A 14,413-nucleotide genomic window follows, 5' to 3' on the forward strand; every position below is an offset into this window, starting at 1 on the left:
TAATACCCTTTGACGACAGCGTAACTAGAATCCTTCTTCAGAATATTGAGCGCTGCTTATTGCTGCCAAAAATGCCTGCCTACTGCGGGCATTTTTGCTGTTAATCTATCAAATTAAGGAAGCAGCCTTTTGATTTATTATCGATGAAAAGCGATGTTTCCGATTCTCCGTCTGCGCACGCTCTGGTAAAAAGCCGCTTAGCTTCGCTCCGGGGCTTGGATTTGCGGCAGCACTCCATCGAAGACCTAACCCAACGGGTGCGCGAGCTGCTGGAAGGCCAGCCGCTGCGCTGCTTGGAATTTACGCCCGGCCTGCTGCTGTACCGGGGCATTCTGTGCAACGAGCCGCCGGCCCGGCTGGTCGACGTATCGTACCCGCCGGCCGAGCGGGTGCGGCACGACCAGCGGGCCAACCGGGCCGGGGCGCCCATGTTCTATTGCAGCGCCACCTGGCATCCGCCCTTCTTTGAGGCACACGTGCAGCCCGGCGACCGGATTGTTATTACCCGTTGGCAGGCTCAGCGGCCGCTGCGCATTCTGAGCTTTGGCTACGCCGATACCTGCGCCGACGACCCCCACTCTGACCGCGAAAAGGCCTTGCAGCGTGCCCTGGCGCAGCTGCCGACTCCTACCCGCCACGTGGCGGCCTTCCTCACCAGCACCTTCACTAAAACAGTGGACGACGACAACCAGCACCACTACCGGCTGTCCATTGCTGTGGCGGAGGCTTGCCAGTTGGGCCAGGCCTTCGATGGGCTGCTTTATCCTTCCGCGGCCATGACTTCGCCGGCCCACAACCTGGCCCTGCATCCTAACTGCCTCGACACCGGCAAGCTGGCCCTGCAATACGTGGAGCATCTGCGGGTCAACCACGTTTCGCCCGATACGGACACTCTCGATGTGACGTCCCTCGACATCGCGCACGGTGCCGACCCCGATGGCAATCTGAACTGGCGGGGGCAGCCTGGCAACTGGGTGCTGCGCGAAGGCTGCACCGCCACCGACTGCCAGCTGACCGCCGGTAAATGGCAATGCTAGAAGTGCGGGCGCTGGGAGCCGCGTATGAGGAGAAGGGTGCCTTGGTTGTTGGGATATCGTTCAGGCGCGGACTTTGTAGGTCCGCGCTACGGTTCATTTTCCGTCTTTCCAGCGAGCTGAACTCGTGTTTCTATCGGTACGGACCCTCATACAACAAGCAAGATATTTCCCCATCCTTTTGCTCCACCCAACTATGAATCTTGCGCTCAAACTACTCTCTCAGTAAACCATTGTTATCACCGGCGCTTCCAGCGGCATTGGTTTGGTTACGGCCCGCATGGCGGCCCAGCGCGGTGCCAAACTCGTACTGGCTGCCCGCAATGAAGATGCCTTGCAACAACTCGCAGCAGAAATCCGCCGCCAGGGCGGCCAGGCTGTTGCCTTGATTGCCGACGTGGGGGAAGAAGACGTGATACGCATTGCCGAAGCGGCCATTACCGAGTTTGGCGGCTTCGACACCTGGGTGAGCAACGCGGGTGTGTCCATCTTCGGTAGCTGCGAGGAAGTGTCCATTCCAGACATGCGGCGCATGTTCGACACCAACTTTTGGGGCGTCGTGTACAGCTCATGGTTGGCGGTGAAGCATTTTAAAGAGGGCGGCAGTGCCGGGGCACTCATCAACGTCGGCAGCTTTTTTGGCGACCGTGCCACACCGGTACAGTCCACTTACTCGGCCTCCAAGCATGCCCTGCACGGCTGGACCGATGCCCTGCGCATGGAGCTGGAAAAGGAAGATGCCCCGGTCTCGGTCACGCTCATCCACCCGGGCCGCATCGATACGCCTTACAATGAGCACGCCCGCAACTACTTGCCCAAGCAGCCCTCGCACGTGGGCGTGGTGTACGTCCCCGAAACCGTGGCCGAAGCCATTTTCTTTGCGGCCGAGCACCCGAAGCGCGACCTGTTCATAGGCTTTCAGGCTAAGTTTTTTACCATGCTCGGCAGCGTGGCCGAGCGTCTTACCGACAAAATCATGGAAGCCTGGATGTACCCCTCGCAGCATGACGACCGGCCCTCGCGCAGCCGGGACGACAATGCCCTGTACCGGCCTGACTACGGCCTGCCCGAGCGGGGCACCCACCACGGCTGGTGCCGCTCGGGCAGCCTCTACGTGAAGGCGCAGTAACACCCGGCACTGGCCCTGGCAGCGGTAGCTGGTTTGGGCATGGCCATCAGCGCCCTCACGCGGGGGCGCAAGCGCCAAAAAGCCTAGCCCGCTTTGCCTTACGCCGCCGGATGCCGCACGGATGAATCCCGAATCAACACCTTGGGCTGCAGTACAATGCGGCGGGTGCGGCGCGCATCGGTGCGCACTTCCAGCATGTCGAGAAACATGTCCACAGCCGACTGGCCCATTTGTTCGCAGCGCTGGTCGACGGAGGTCAGACTCGGCTCGATGTAGGAGGTAAACAGCTCATTGCTAAAGCCGGCCAGGGCCAGATCCAGGGGCACGCGCAGACCCTGCTCTTTCAGTACCTGCATGGCGCCGAGGGCCGAAAAGTCGCTGGCCGAAAACACGGCATCGGGGCGCGTGGCGGCGGGCAGCCCCAGAAACTGCTGCATGCCCGCCACGCCGTCGTCGAGCGTCATATCGCAGGTGAAAATCAACTCTTCCTCCACCGGCAAGCCATGGGTGTAGAGGGCCGATAAGTAGCCCTGACGGCGGTTTTTGTAGATATTGAGATGTTGCGGGCCAGCAAAATGCGCAATGCGCCGGTGGCCTTGCTCGATGAGGTGCTGCACGACCTGGTAGGCCGCCTGGTGGTCGTCGATTACGACGGCATTTACATCGGTGCCCTCCAGAATGCGGTCGAAAAACACCAGCGGCACACCGTGCTTCCGCACTTTTTCGAAGTGTTTGAAATCGTGCGTCGTGCGGGAGAGGGACACCAGAATGCCCTCGACCTGGGCATTGAGCAGGGTTTCAATGTTCTGCTTTTCGTGGTGCACGTCTTCGTTCGACTGGCAAATCATGACGTGGAAGCCGGCTTTGGTGGCCGCGGTTTCGATGCCGTGCATCACCCCCGCGAAAAACGCGCCCTCGATGTGTGGCACCATTACGCCCAACAGGTTGCTGCGGCCCTTGCGCAGACCAGCGGCGAGGCGGTTTGGCTGGTAGTGCCGCTCTTGCGCCAGCGCCACCACGCGGGTTCGGGTGGCGACGCTGATGTTGGGGTCGTTGTTTAGCGCCCGCGAAACGGTGGAAATGGAGACGTTCAACTCCTTAGCCAAATCCGCGATGGATGCTCGTTTTGCTGCCACTGCGTGCGGGTATTAGTAAAAATTTATCAATAGAAAGAAGTCGAGCAGCGCTTTTACACAAGCAAAGCCTTGAGCTTGGCTGGCTTGGCAAAACTACAATATTGAGGAGCTTAAAATAAATAGAAAACTTTGCTGGCATTCTCAGCTTAGTGGTCAGCCGCTGGCGGACGGTTGTTAAGCGCTAATTATCAGCTGGTAGCTATCAGGAGCCAAGACGTGTTTTACCCAACTGATAACAAACAACTAATAACCATCCGCCAGCGACTGCCCGCTAGCTAGGGCTGGCTATCCAGCGCGAACCGTTCGAAGGCGGCCGTCACGGAGGTTGGACCTTCGGCTACCATGCCTATGCGCACGCCCCGGTCCCAGGGCGGCAAAAATTGGCCGTTGATGGCGCCGTTATCGGCCAGGGGGTTGGTCCAGGTTTTGCCGTCGGCGCTCCAGGCGAAGCGGTAGCTGTTGCCGCCGCTCACCTGCACGCGTAGCTGCACGGCCTTGCCGGCAGCGGCTGGGAGTGGCGTTTCGGCCAGCATGCTGGTCTTGCCATCGCGCCGCTCCCAGAGCTGCAGCTTGCCCCCGCCGGCCGTGAGCGCCAACGTATTCTTGGGGTCGCCGATGGCGGCCAGGCCGGCGGTGCTGCCGGCGGGCAGCGTGGCCGGCGCGAGTAGGGTAGTGGTAGCGGTGTACGTAGCCGTGAGCGTGTGGCGGCCCAGGGCCGCGCCGCCTTTGTCGGGGTGCGCGGTGAGCTGCAGCTGCCCGTTGCGCAGGGCAAATTGTGGCTTGTCTTCTACCGGCCACTGCCAGCTCAGGCCCAGGGCCGCGCCCGTGAATTCGTCGGTGATGGGGCGGAAAACAGTTTTGTTAACAGCGGCGGGCTTGCTGTCGCTGGGCAAAAACTCCGGCCAGCCGGCCGTGTTCCACACAAACTCGCTCAGCACACCCTGGCGGCCCACATTCTCGAAGCTTTCGGCCGCGTAGGCGTGGTGTAGCAAAAACCAGCGGCCGTCGAAGCCCTGCGTAACGGTGCCGTGGCCGGGGCAGCGCCAGGCCGTGGTGGCTTTAATGATGGGGTTGGCCGCATTCTTCTCCCAGGGACCGAGGAGGCTTTTGGCGCGCGCCACACCGGTGCCGTAGGTGCAGTTGTGCCCGCAGCAGCCGTTGGCGGCATAAAAGGCGTAGAAATAGCCGTTGTGGCGTATCATACTCACACCTTCCACAAGGTTGCCCTCCCAGGGCGCGGTGTTGCGAAACAGCTCGACTTTCTCGCCGGTGAGGGCAGTGCGGGTATCATTCAGCGCCTGCGCCCAGATGGGCGTGGGCTGGTTGACGCTATTACCGTCTTCTTTCCAGATTAAGTACAGCTTGCCATTCTCGTCGCGCATCGGGAAGCCGTCAATCGAGCCGTCGGGCTCGCCCACCAGGGGGCCGTGGTCGCGGTAGGGGCCTTCGGGACGGTCGGCACTGGCCACGCCCACTGCCAGGTTGCCGCCCTTTTTGTGCGCGGAGTAAAACACGTAAGTCTTGTTGCCTTCCTGGGTGACCTCGGGGGCCCAGAAATAGTAGTCGGCCCAGTCCGGCACCTTATCCGGAAATACGTGGCCGATGAGCTGCCACTCCGTCAAGTTCTTCGATTTCAGCAGGGGAAATACCGGCCCCCAGTTCGACGACGTGGCCGAGGCCCAGTATGTGTCGCCAATCTTGGTCACGGAGGGGTCAGGAAAGTCGCCGGGCAGCACGGGGTTGGCCAGCACAAAGGCCGGAGGGGCAGCGGGGTTGATGATTTTGGTGGCTGGGCGTTTGGGCGCGGAGGTGCGTTTGGGAGCCTGCTGGCAAAGTCCAGGCAGGCTGGCCACCAGGAAAAGCAAAATCAAACGGTGGGGAATTTGAAGCACAGAAAAGAAAGCTTTAGATGTTGAAGATGGAAAAGACCTTGAGTGAAGTAGGGGCCCCGGAGCCGCGGCCCGGCACTATTCGCCACCGGGCCGCGGCAGGGCCGTGCCGGTAGCCACCGGCGTGCCAAAGTCGGGCATGCCGTCGGCGCGGAACGTGAAGGGCTGCATGCGCGGGGTGCGAAAGTCGCCGCAGCCTTGGCCGGCTTGCGGGTTGGCGTGGTAAAGAATCCAGTTTTGCTGCCCGTCCTTGGAAGTGAAGAAGCTGTTGTGGCCGGGGCCGAAGGCCCGGGCGGCGGGGTTTTGAGTGAAAACCGGGGTGGCCGATTTTGTCCAGGCGGCGGGGTCCATGGGGTCGGCGGTGCTGCTGGCCGTGAGCATGCCCAGGGCGTAACTGTCGCTGCTGCAATGGCTGGCCGAGTAGACGAGGAAGGTTTTGCCACCGTGCTTGAGGATTTGGGGCCCTTCGTTCACCTTGGGAAAGGTGGGAAAGCCATTAATCTCCCAGCTTTCCTGCGGCTGGCTCAGGCGCACCCGCGGGCCGGTGAGGGTCCAGGGGTTGCTCATCCGAGCGATGTAGAGGTTCTGTTGATCGGAGCCTGCTTCCTGGCCCGACCAGATGGCGTAGCGGTTGCCGTTCTGCTCGAGAATAGTGGCGTCGATGGCCCACAAATCTTCGCCTGGCACTATGAGTTGGCCCTTTTCGGTCCAAGTGCCGGTGGTGGGGTCGGCGCTGGCGTTTTCGAGCACCCACAGGCGCTGGCTGCCGCAGCAGTTGCCGGGGCCGGCCGTGTAGTACACATACCACTTGCCGTCGAGAAAGTGGATTTCCGGCGCCCAGATGTCGCTACTATTCGGGCCGGTGGTGGGCGGCGTCCAAATCACCCGGCTCAAGGCCGAGCTTAACTCGCTCATTTTTGCCGTTTTGCGTAGCACCAGGTTGCGGCCGTTGGTGTGCATGTAGTAATAGAAGCCGTCCTTTTCGATGACCCACGGGTCGGGGCCCGAAGCCAGCAATGGGTTGGTGAACGTGGTGGGCGGCGTCACGGCCACCACGGGTTCGGAGGTTTTCTGGCAGGCTGATAAGCTCAGTAGCAGCCAGAAAGCGAGGAAGGAACGAGTGATGAGGCGCATCATGGAGTGGGATAAGGCGAAAATGCGAGCATTTCAATGGGCAGCGCAGGCCTCTTTTCTTTAGTAGACCCAGGTTCTGGCAAAGAAGCTCCCCAATACCGAGCCCCTCTACTTTAAGCAAAACAGCCGCTACGTGGGAGCGTAGCGGCTGAAAGGTATTCTGGCTGGTTGAATTAGAGGTTAGTAGCCAGGGTTTTGCATTAGTCTGTTTAGGTCGACTTCGGTTTGCAGCAGGGGCAACAGGCGCGATTTGCCCACCACGAAGTTGTTGAAGTCGGGGTCGCGGGCCTTGAACTGGTCAACACTGGGCTGGTTGTCGAGCAGGCCCCAGCGCTGCAAGTCGAACCACCGCACGCCCTCGCCGGCCAGCTCCGTCACGCGCTCGTGCATGAGCTGCATCCGTAGCGAGGCCTGCGAGAAAGCCCCGGCGTTGAGGGGCGCCAGGCCAGACCGCTCGCGCACCCGGTTGATGAGGGGCACCGCGTTGGCCGGGCCACTCAGCTCGTTGATGGCTTCGGCCTGCAACAGCAACACGTCGGCAAAGCGCATCACGCGGTGGTTGATGGGCGAGTCAAAGTCCTCGAAGGTCCGGTAGTAGTCGGTGGCGTACTTGCGCCAGTACACCCGCGACAGATTCCGCGCGTCCTTGCGATAGCGGGTGACGAAACCCCGGCCGTACACCAAGGTGTCGGCATCGATGGGCAGCGGGGTGGCAAACTGCGTTTGGTCGCGTCGGTTGTAGAACACCGTAGCGGCCAGGCGCGGGTCGCGCTGTCCGGTGGCAGTAGGCTCTAGCAAAAACTCGCGCACCACCCACGGCCGCACCTCGCCATCGCCGAAGCCCGCACCCGGGATGCCGGTTTCGGGCCTGCCCTTTTCTTCTGGTGTGCCAGGAATGCCCCAGAACTGCGAGCGCTGCCCGCCCTGTGATGACGTTGCGTCGGGGCCGTTAACAGCGGCGTCGTTGCCACCTCTGTTCACGTCCGAAAATTGCACCTCGAAGATGGATTCCGGGTTGTTTTCCGTCGTGTGGCGGAAGTTATCGGTGTAGGCCACCAGGCTGTAACCACTGTTCGGGGCGATAATCTGCGCGAACTGTGCCTGCGCATCGGCCCAGCGCTTGTTTTGCATGTATACTTTGCCCAGCAGCGTGATGGCGGCGCCTTTCGTGGCCCGGCCCACGTTGTTGCCCGTGTACGAGACCGGTAAATCCGGCTGCGCATCCTGCAAGTCTTTGATAATCTGGTCCCACACCTGAGCTTCGGTGCCTTGGGCGCTGGTCTGGTTCAGGTTGGTCGAGTATTGCAGCACCAAGGGCACGTTACCGTAGAGCGAAACGAGGTTGAAGTAGCTCAGCGCCCGCAAAAAGCGTGCTTCGGCAAGTATGCGCTTTTGCAGCGTGGCGTCCATCTGAATGCCGGGCACGTTGGTGAGTATTTGGTTGCTGCGGAAGATGGTGCGGTAGTGGTCGCGCCAGATGTCGCGCGATACCTCAAAGTCGTAGTTCGACTGGACGAATTGGGTGAAGTTGGCCAACTCGCCCCAGGGGCTCTGGCTGAAGCCGGTGTCATCGCGCAGGTCCAGCGCGAAATTCAGCCAGCGCCGGTACATCCCCAGGCCTTGCAGGCCGGCGTAGTTGGCTACGGAGGCTTTCACCGCGTCGTCGCTCGTCTTCCAAGACTGTTCCGTAGACGGCAGATTGGGGTTCGTTTGGTCGAGCAGGTCTTTTTCGCAAGCCGTGGCACCAAGTAGTAAGACGCCTGCCAATCCCAATCGGGCTAAAAATGAAACTTTCATATCGAAGGATAACTGAAGAGTGAAGGGAAGAGGCCTTAGAAGCCGGCCTGAATGCCCAGTGTGAATGAGCGCAGGTTGGGGTAAGAGCCTTCGTCAACGCCGCGGGCCAGGCTATTAGTCAGGGCGTTGTTGCCGCCCACGGTGCCCGTGTTGGGGTCGTAGCCGCCGTTGCTGCCCACGGTTTCGGGGTCGTAGCCAGTGTAGTCGGTCACCGTGAACAGGTTCTGGGCCGTGGCCACGATGCGCAGCGACGCCACGTACTTGGTGCGTTCAAGCAGGGTTTTGGGCACGGTGTAGCCCAGTTGCAGGTTTTTCAGCCGCAGGTACGAGCCGTTTTCCAGCCAGCGCGTCGAGTTAAACCGAGCGTTGTTGCCAGCCGCCGCGCCATTGTCGCCACCTGCCTTGATGGCCCGCGGGGTAGTGGTGGAGGGATTGGTGGGCGTCCAGGGGCTGAAGTCTTCGCGGTAGTTGCTGTTGTCGGCGGTGTTGTCGGTCAGGAACCGGCCCAGGTTCATGATGTCGTTGCCTTGCACCCCCTGGAAGAAGGCCGTCAAATCGAAGGCGCCGTAGCCCAGGTTCAGGTTCAGGCCGTATTGCAGCTTGGGAAATACATTGCCCACGTGAGCCCGGTCGCGGTCATCAATCACCCCGTCGCTGTTGATGTCCTTGTAGCGTACGTCGCCGGGAGCCAGGCCCGCCGGAATGTTGGCGTCGCCGGTCTGGTAGATGCCGTCGAACTGGTAGAGGTAGAACGACCCCACCTCGTAGCCCACTTCGGTGCGGGTGATGTCGCGGGGGCCCCCGGTGAAGAAGTTGCGTGAGCCGCTGCCTGCTTCGCCGCCAACAGTGCCCAGGTCGAGTACGGTGTTCTTCAGCGTGGTCAGGTTGGCTGTGGCGCCGTAGCGGAACTTGGCGCGGTCATCGTTGTAGCCCAGCACAAACTCAAAGCCTTTGTTTTCGAGCTTTCCTAAGTTGCGGTACGGGTTGTTCCCCGCGTTGCCGAGAATGGAGGGCAGGCTAGGCGCAACCAGTGCGTCGGTGGTTTGCGACACGTAGTAGTCGGCCGACAGCGTCAGCCGGTTTTCCAGGAACCCGGCGTCGAAGCCTACGTTGGTCGTTCGGCGCCTTTCCCAGCGAATATTGGTGCTGGCGTAGTTGGTTTGGATGGCACCGTTTTGGGTGCCGCCCCCCAAGCCATAGTTGGTATTGGTGTTGATAAAGCTCTGCGGCAAATACGAGCCGCCGTACTCGCCAATGAGCAAGTCGTTGCCCAGCTGGCCGTAGGAGGCCCGCAGCTTCAGGTCCGAAATGACACTGACGTTTTCAAAGAATTTCTCCTTCGAAATCCGCCAGCCCAGCGAACCAGCTCCGAAATTACCCCAGCGGTTGTCGGGGTCGAAGCGGGAGGAGCCGTCGCGCCGGAAAGCGGCCGTCACCAGGTAGCGCTGGTTGTAGTCGTAGGTAAGCTGGGCGAAAAAGGACTCCTTGCTCCATACGTACGATGAGCCAATGCTCTGCGGCGTCTGGCTGCCGGCACTCAGCGCCCAGTAATAGTTAGGCCCCTCGCCGTAGCCGAAGTTGACGCCCCGCGTGAACTCCCGCTCGAAGCGCTGGCGGCTGTAGCCACCCACAATAGTTACGTTATGGTCGCCGAGGCTTTTGTCGAAGGTGAGCGTGTTTTCGGCCATGCCGAATAACTCGTTGCCTTGGCTGTCGCCGAAGTTCGAGGGCTGCGTGATGTCGTTCTGCCGCCAGATGCCATACTTCCGCCGCTGCTGGTCGCGAAAAGCGTGAAACTCCGTGGCCAGGTTGAGACGATAGCGCAGGAAATCAGTAATCGACACTTCGCCGTACACGTTGCCCTGCAGGCGGTTCGAAGTGCCCGTGTCGTTGAGCAGGCTTTGCGAGGCGATAGGATTGAGGCCAAACGTGTTGGCGTTGGGGTTGCCGATGCCGAAGCCGCCCGGTACAGTCTGGTCATACACCGGGTTGACGGGCAGCATCTGCACCACGTTATAGAATGGCGAGCCGTAGCTGGGAATGACGTTCAGGCGGGTTTGGTTGGTGCGCGAGAGCAGCGCGTTTTCGCCAATGCGGAACCGCCCGCGGGTGAAGCCCGTGTTTACGCGTAGGCTGTAGCGCTCAAAATCCGGCCCCTGCACCGTGCCGGTTTGCCGAAGATAACCGCCCGATACGTTGAAGTTTGAGTTGGGGCCGCCGCCCGAAAAGCCCAGATTATAGTCCTGAATCGAGCCTTGCTTGAAAAACTCATCCTGCCAGTCGGTATCGATGCCGGGCAGGGTAGCCGCAAACGGCTGCCGGGCCAGGCCGGCGTTGTCATAAGCCTGGTTGTTGATGTTTGCCCACTGTGCCGCATTCATCAAATCGAGGCGCTTCACCAGGTTTTGCACGCCCCCGTTAGCGCTGAAATTCACGGCTGTGGTGCCCGATTTACCCTTCTTCGTGGTGATGATAACCACGCCGTTGGCACCCGAAGCACCGTAGGGCGCCAGCGAAGCGGCGTCCTTCAGAATTTGCACCGACTCCACGTCAGCCGGGTTAAAGTCGCGCTGGCCACCCTGGCCCTGCACCCACAGCCCATCTATCACATAGAGCGGGCCGCTGCCGCTGGCAATGGTGCCCAGCCCGCGGATGTTGATGGTCGGCGCCTGGCCGGGCTGACCGGAGTTGGTCACCTGCACACCGGGCACGCGGCCCTGAATGGCCTCGCCCACGCTGGCCACCGGCGCACGGCGCACGTCCTGCGCGCTCACCGATGACACCGCGCCGGTCACATTCTGGCGCTCCTGCACCAGGTAGCCCACTACCACCGCCTCGCTCAGCTGCTGGACATCCTGAGCCAGGGTTACGTTCACGGTCGGGCCCGTCACGGCAACCTCCTTGGATGCGTAGCCTACGGAGGAGAATACGAGTGTGGCTCCGTCGGGCACGTCGAGGCTAAAATCTCCGTTGGAGTTGGTGGATACCCCCGTGCTGGTACCTTTCACGAGCACCGTCACGCCGGGGATACCTTCGCCTTTTTCATCAACAACGCGGCCGTTAATGAGCGTAGTGGGCCGGGCATCGCGGATACCAATAGCAAGCGGAGTAGCAGAGACCCGGCCAATGGCAGCCATCTGCAAAGGCAGGCAACAAAGCAGCGTCGGCAGCACCGACCCCAGTGCTGTTACCCCGAGTAGGTTGTTTTTCATGAGAATTTGTTGAGTGGGAAAAGATTTCTGGTAAAAGTAATATTTGATTTAGATTTTGCAAACGTTTGCATAAAACCTGTGATTTATTGCTCGTATTGCCGCTAATCTGTCTAGGCTAGAGCATACAAATTGCCTGTGCCAATCGCCAGAGCGGAGGTTGATTGGCACTAGCTAAGCCACACATTTATTATGTTTAAGGCTGTAAGTGAGTTGCATATCAGTTTGCAGGTCATAAGCGGTACGCTGTTTGATGCCTCATGATACTGATTATCGGGCTATGGGGTTGCCCTTGCGCGGTTAGGCCATCTGTTATGAGGAGATAAAGTAAATTAAAACAATTTAATGAATTATTTTAAATAATTCAGTATTAATACAAACGTTTGCGTACGTACTCATTACCACTGGCTACGTATTAATCACGTTTCCGCTCAGTCTTTGATGGAGTATTTACAAAAAACGGGGCGGGTGCCGTAGTGCTAATCTTACCAAGATTAGCACTACGGCACCCGCCCCAGCAGGGCTTTGTGATGTTTTATTTATTTGTCATTCAGTTTTCTAATAAGCCCGGTTTCGTCCTGGCGGTAGGGGGTGCCGTCTTTTCGAAACACCTCATGGAACCACTCGTTGGGCTCGCTGCCATCGGCCAGGGGCGTTTCCCAGGCATATTTAGTATTGGTTTTGCCCTCAACCAGGCCCCAATTGATAGCGCCCACGTTCTCCTGTTTCAGCAGGGGCATGATGTTGGCGAACCGGCTGTTGCGTGGGCGGGCCATATACTCGGTGCAAATGAGGGGCCGTCCGTGCGTTTTTAGCACCTGAATGAGGCGGCACCTGAATGAGGCGCTGGTGTGTTACCAGGTCGTCGTAGCAATGGTAGGTGATGATGTCGGAATGCAATGCCTGATAGGTATTTAGTGCTTCAAAGTCCCAGGCCCAGAAGCCGACGCTTAACGGCTGCTCGGGGTTGACGGCGCGGGCCCAGGCGAAGACGTTGCGCAGCAACGGTAGCGAGGCCGTGCGCTTCTCGCTGTTGCCCGGCTCATTATACAAGTCTCAGAGTAGAACGCGCTTATCGTGCCCGAACCGCTTGAGCACGGCCTGCACGTAGGGCTTCAGCGCGACGAAGGTGGCCGAGTCACGGGAGACGGGCTCGCCGGGGTCCTGCACCCAGCCCGAGTTGTGGATGCCGGTTTTGGGCGCGGGCTGGGGGCCGGCTTTCGCCGTTTTGTTCCAGCAGTCGTCGAAGAAGACAAAGATGGTTTCGATGTGGTACTTGTCAGCGATGCTCAGGTAGTTATCCACCCGCTGTTCGAAGCCTTTTGGGTCTTGCTGCCAGGCCAGGCTGTGCAGGAATACGCGCATGGTATTGAAGCCAATGCCTTCGGCCCAGCCCAGTTCCCTGTCGATGGTTTGCGGGTCGAACGTATCGGCCTGCCACATTTCCAACTGGTTGATAGCCGTGCTGGGGATGAAGTTGGTGCCGCTCATCCAGGGGTGTGCGCGGTACCAAGCCTTGGCTTTCGCAATGGGCCATACTTGTTCGGCTGGCTGGCGGGGAGCTTTGGGCCTAACTTTTTGAGCGTGAGCAAGCGGGCTAACCAGCAGTAGGAGCCCTAGCAGTAAGTTTTTGACAGACATAGCAACCTGAGATTGAAGAACGAGTAGGACCGCGCTAATGTTGGTCAGGACAGCGAAGGTACAGTGGGAAGCATCTCACGCAAACGTTTGCGCATAGAGCGCCGAAGGAGGTTTGCCGACGACTATCTTCGCCGCCCTGTGCTACGTGCACGCCCCCTGACTCCGCTGCCCCTCTTGTTTACCACAGTATTGACGGCGAGCGTAAACCGTAAACGCTGTCATAAACTCACGGATTCCACGCTACTACCATGTATCGGTTCTAACGTAATCATCACCCACTTTCCCTTATTGCTATGAACCGCCTTCCGCTGATGACGTCCCGGCCTGAAGTTTCCCGCCGCAACTTTCTGCGCTATGTTGCGGCCGGGGGCGTCCTCACGCTGCTGCCGGTCCTGTCGGCGCAGGCAGCGGCCCGCACTTACACCAACCCCGTACTGGCCCGCAATTTCCCCGACCCCTTCGTGCTGCGGCACGAGGACACATATTATGCTTTCGGTACTACGGGCGACGGCCGCACTACGGACGGGCGGGTGTTCAGCCTGCTTACTTCTCGAAATCTGGTGGACTGGCAGGACGCAGGTGGGGCCCTCACCCCACCCGCTGGTAGCGAGGGCGCCCAGTTCTGGGCTCCTGAAGTGGTGCTGCACGAGGGCACATTTTACATGTATTACTCGCGGGGTGGTGGGGCCATCGCGGCCACAGAGGGCCACCGCCTGCACGTGGCTACCAGCAACAAACCGCAAGGCCCCTACACCGAAGTTGCCCTGCTGGATGTGCCGCAGAGCAAGTTCACCATCGATGCCCACCCGTACCGCGACACCGACGGCCAGTGGTACCTGTTTTATGCCCGCGACTTCATCGATACTAATAACGGCTACCTCCCCGGCACGGGCTTGGCCGTAGACAAGCTAGTGGGTATGACCAAGCTGGCCAATGAGCCCCGCACCGTAATGCGCGCCAAGCACGCCTGGACCCTCTTCGAGGCCAACCGCCGGATGCCGCTTTACGACAACCGCACGTTTGCGCAGTGGCACACGCTGGAAGGACCTTTCGTGCGCCGCCATGCTGGCAAATACTACTGCTTTTACAGCGGCGCCAACTTCCTCACTGAGCGCTACGGGGTGGATTTCTGCGTGGCCGACCACATTCTGGGGCCCTACTCCGATGCCGGGGCCGAGCGGGGTGCCCGGGTGCTACACGCGGTGCCGGGCCACGTGCGCGGGCCGGGCCATCATTCTCACGTCCTCAGCCCCGACGGTAAGACCGAATACCTCGTGTACCACGCCTGGAACAAAGGCATGACCGAGCGCCAACTCTGCATCGACCCCCTGGCCTGGACCGCGCAGGGCCCTCGCTGCCAGGGCCCAACGTTCACACCGCAGCCGCTGCCCCGCTGATTTCTTATGGAAGCCTACTCAATTCCCTCTCCCAACGAGAAGAGCGC

General features: G+C 60.1%; 11 protein-coding genes. 3 read left to right on the forward strand and 8 right to left on the reverse strand.

Going from position 1 to position 14,413, the window contains the following annotated elements:
- Positions 1–143: 143 nt before the first annotated feature.
- Both WX88_RS14260 and WX88_RS14265 read left to right on the forward strand, forming a co-directional pair.
- Positions 144–1,037: an RES domain-containing protein gene (locus WX88_RS14260; RefSeq protein WP_046245055.1), complete on the forward strand. Its 894-nt coding sequence runs from the start codon at positions 144–146 to the stop codon at positions 1,035–1,037.
- A gap of 235 nt (positions 1,038–1,272) precedes the next feature.
- Entirely contained in the window at positions 1,273–2,163 is an 891-nt protein-coding gene (locus WX88_RS14265; RefSeq protein WP_262489842.1) for an SDR family oxidoreductase, read from the forward strand.
- A 98-nt stretch (positions 2,164–2,261) separates the two neighbouring features.
- Here the strand turns inward: WX88_RS14265 and WX88_RS14270 are convergent, their stop codons facing one another.
- The 8 genes from WX88_RS14270 to WX88_RS31420 all read right to left on the reverse strand — a co-directional run bounded on the left by WX88_RS14270 (position 2,262) and on the right by WX88_RS31420 (position 12,969).
- Complete coding sequence (locus WX88_RS14270; protein WP_046245056.1) at positions 2,262–3,299, reverse strand: LacI family DNA-binding transcriptional regulator; 1,038 nt, start codon at positions 3,297–3,299, stop codon at positions 2,262–2,264.
- 275 nt (positions 3,300–3,574) lie between these two features.
- Entirely contained in the window at positions 3,575–5,170 is a 1,596-nt protein-coding gene (locus WX88_RS14275) for a family 43 glycosylhydrolase (RefSeq protein WP_231590704.1), read from the reverse strand.
- Positions 5,171–5,266: 96 nt separating this feature from the next.
- Positions 5,267–6,325 (reverse strand): glycoside hydrolase family 43 protein, encoded by a 1,059-nt coding sequence (locus tag WX88_RS14280; protein ID WP_046245057.1) that lies wholly within the window; start codon positions 6,323–6,325, stop codon positions 5,267–5,269.
- Between the two features lie 177 nt (positions 6,326–6,502).
- Complete coding sequence (locus WX88_RS14285) at positions 6,503–8,119, reverse strand: RagB/SusD family nutrient uptake outer membrane protein (protein ID WP_046245058.1); 1,617 nt, start codon at positions 8,117–8,119, stop codon at positions 6,503–6,505.
- A 35-nt stretch (positions 8,120–8,154) separates the two neighbouring features.
- Positions 8,155–11,331 carry a SusC/RagA family TonB-linked outer membrane protein gene (locus WX88_RS14290; RefSeq protein WP_052732698.1) on the reverse strand — a complete coding sequence of 1,059 codons (3,177 nt, stop codon included), beginning with the start codon at positions 11,329–11,331 and terminating at the stop codon, positions 8,155–8,157.
- A gap of 536 nt (positions 11,332–11,867) precedes the next feature.
- Complete coding sequence (locus tag WX88_RS31410; RefSeq protein WP_231590705.1) at positions 11,868–12,068, reverse strand: hypothetical protein; 201 nt, start codon at positions 12,066–12,068, stop codon at positions 11,868–11,870.
- Positions 12,016–12,381, reverse strand: a complete 366-nt coding sequence (locus WX88_RS31415; RefSeq protein WP_231590706.1) for a hypothetical protein — start codon at positions 12,379–12,381, stop codon at positions 12,016–12,018. Before WX88_RS31415 ends, WX88_RS31410 begins: the two co-directional genes overlap by 53 nt.
- 3 nt (positions 12,382–12,384) lie before the next feature.
- Entirely contained in the window at positions 12,385–12,969 is a 585-nt protein-coding gene (locus WX88_RS31420; protein WP_231590707.1) for a hypothetical protein, read from the reverse strand.
- Positions 12,970–13,262: 293 nt separating this feature from the next.
- Here WX88_RS31420 and WX88_RS14300 point away from each other — a divergent pair, with 293 nt between their 5' ends.
- Positions 13,263–14,366 (forward strand): glycoside hydrolase family 43 protein, encoded by a 1,104-nt coding sequence (locus WX88_RS14300; RefSeq protein WP_197076791.1) that lies wholly within the window; start codon positions 13,263–13,265, stop codon positions 14,364–14,366.
- Positions 14,367–14,413: the final 47 nt, after the last annotated feature.

The organism is Hymenobacter terrenus (assembly GCF_000972495.1).
Lineage (GTDB): Bacteria > Bacteroidota > Bacteroidia > Cytophagales > Hymenobacteraceae > Hymenobacter > Hymenobacter terrenus.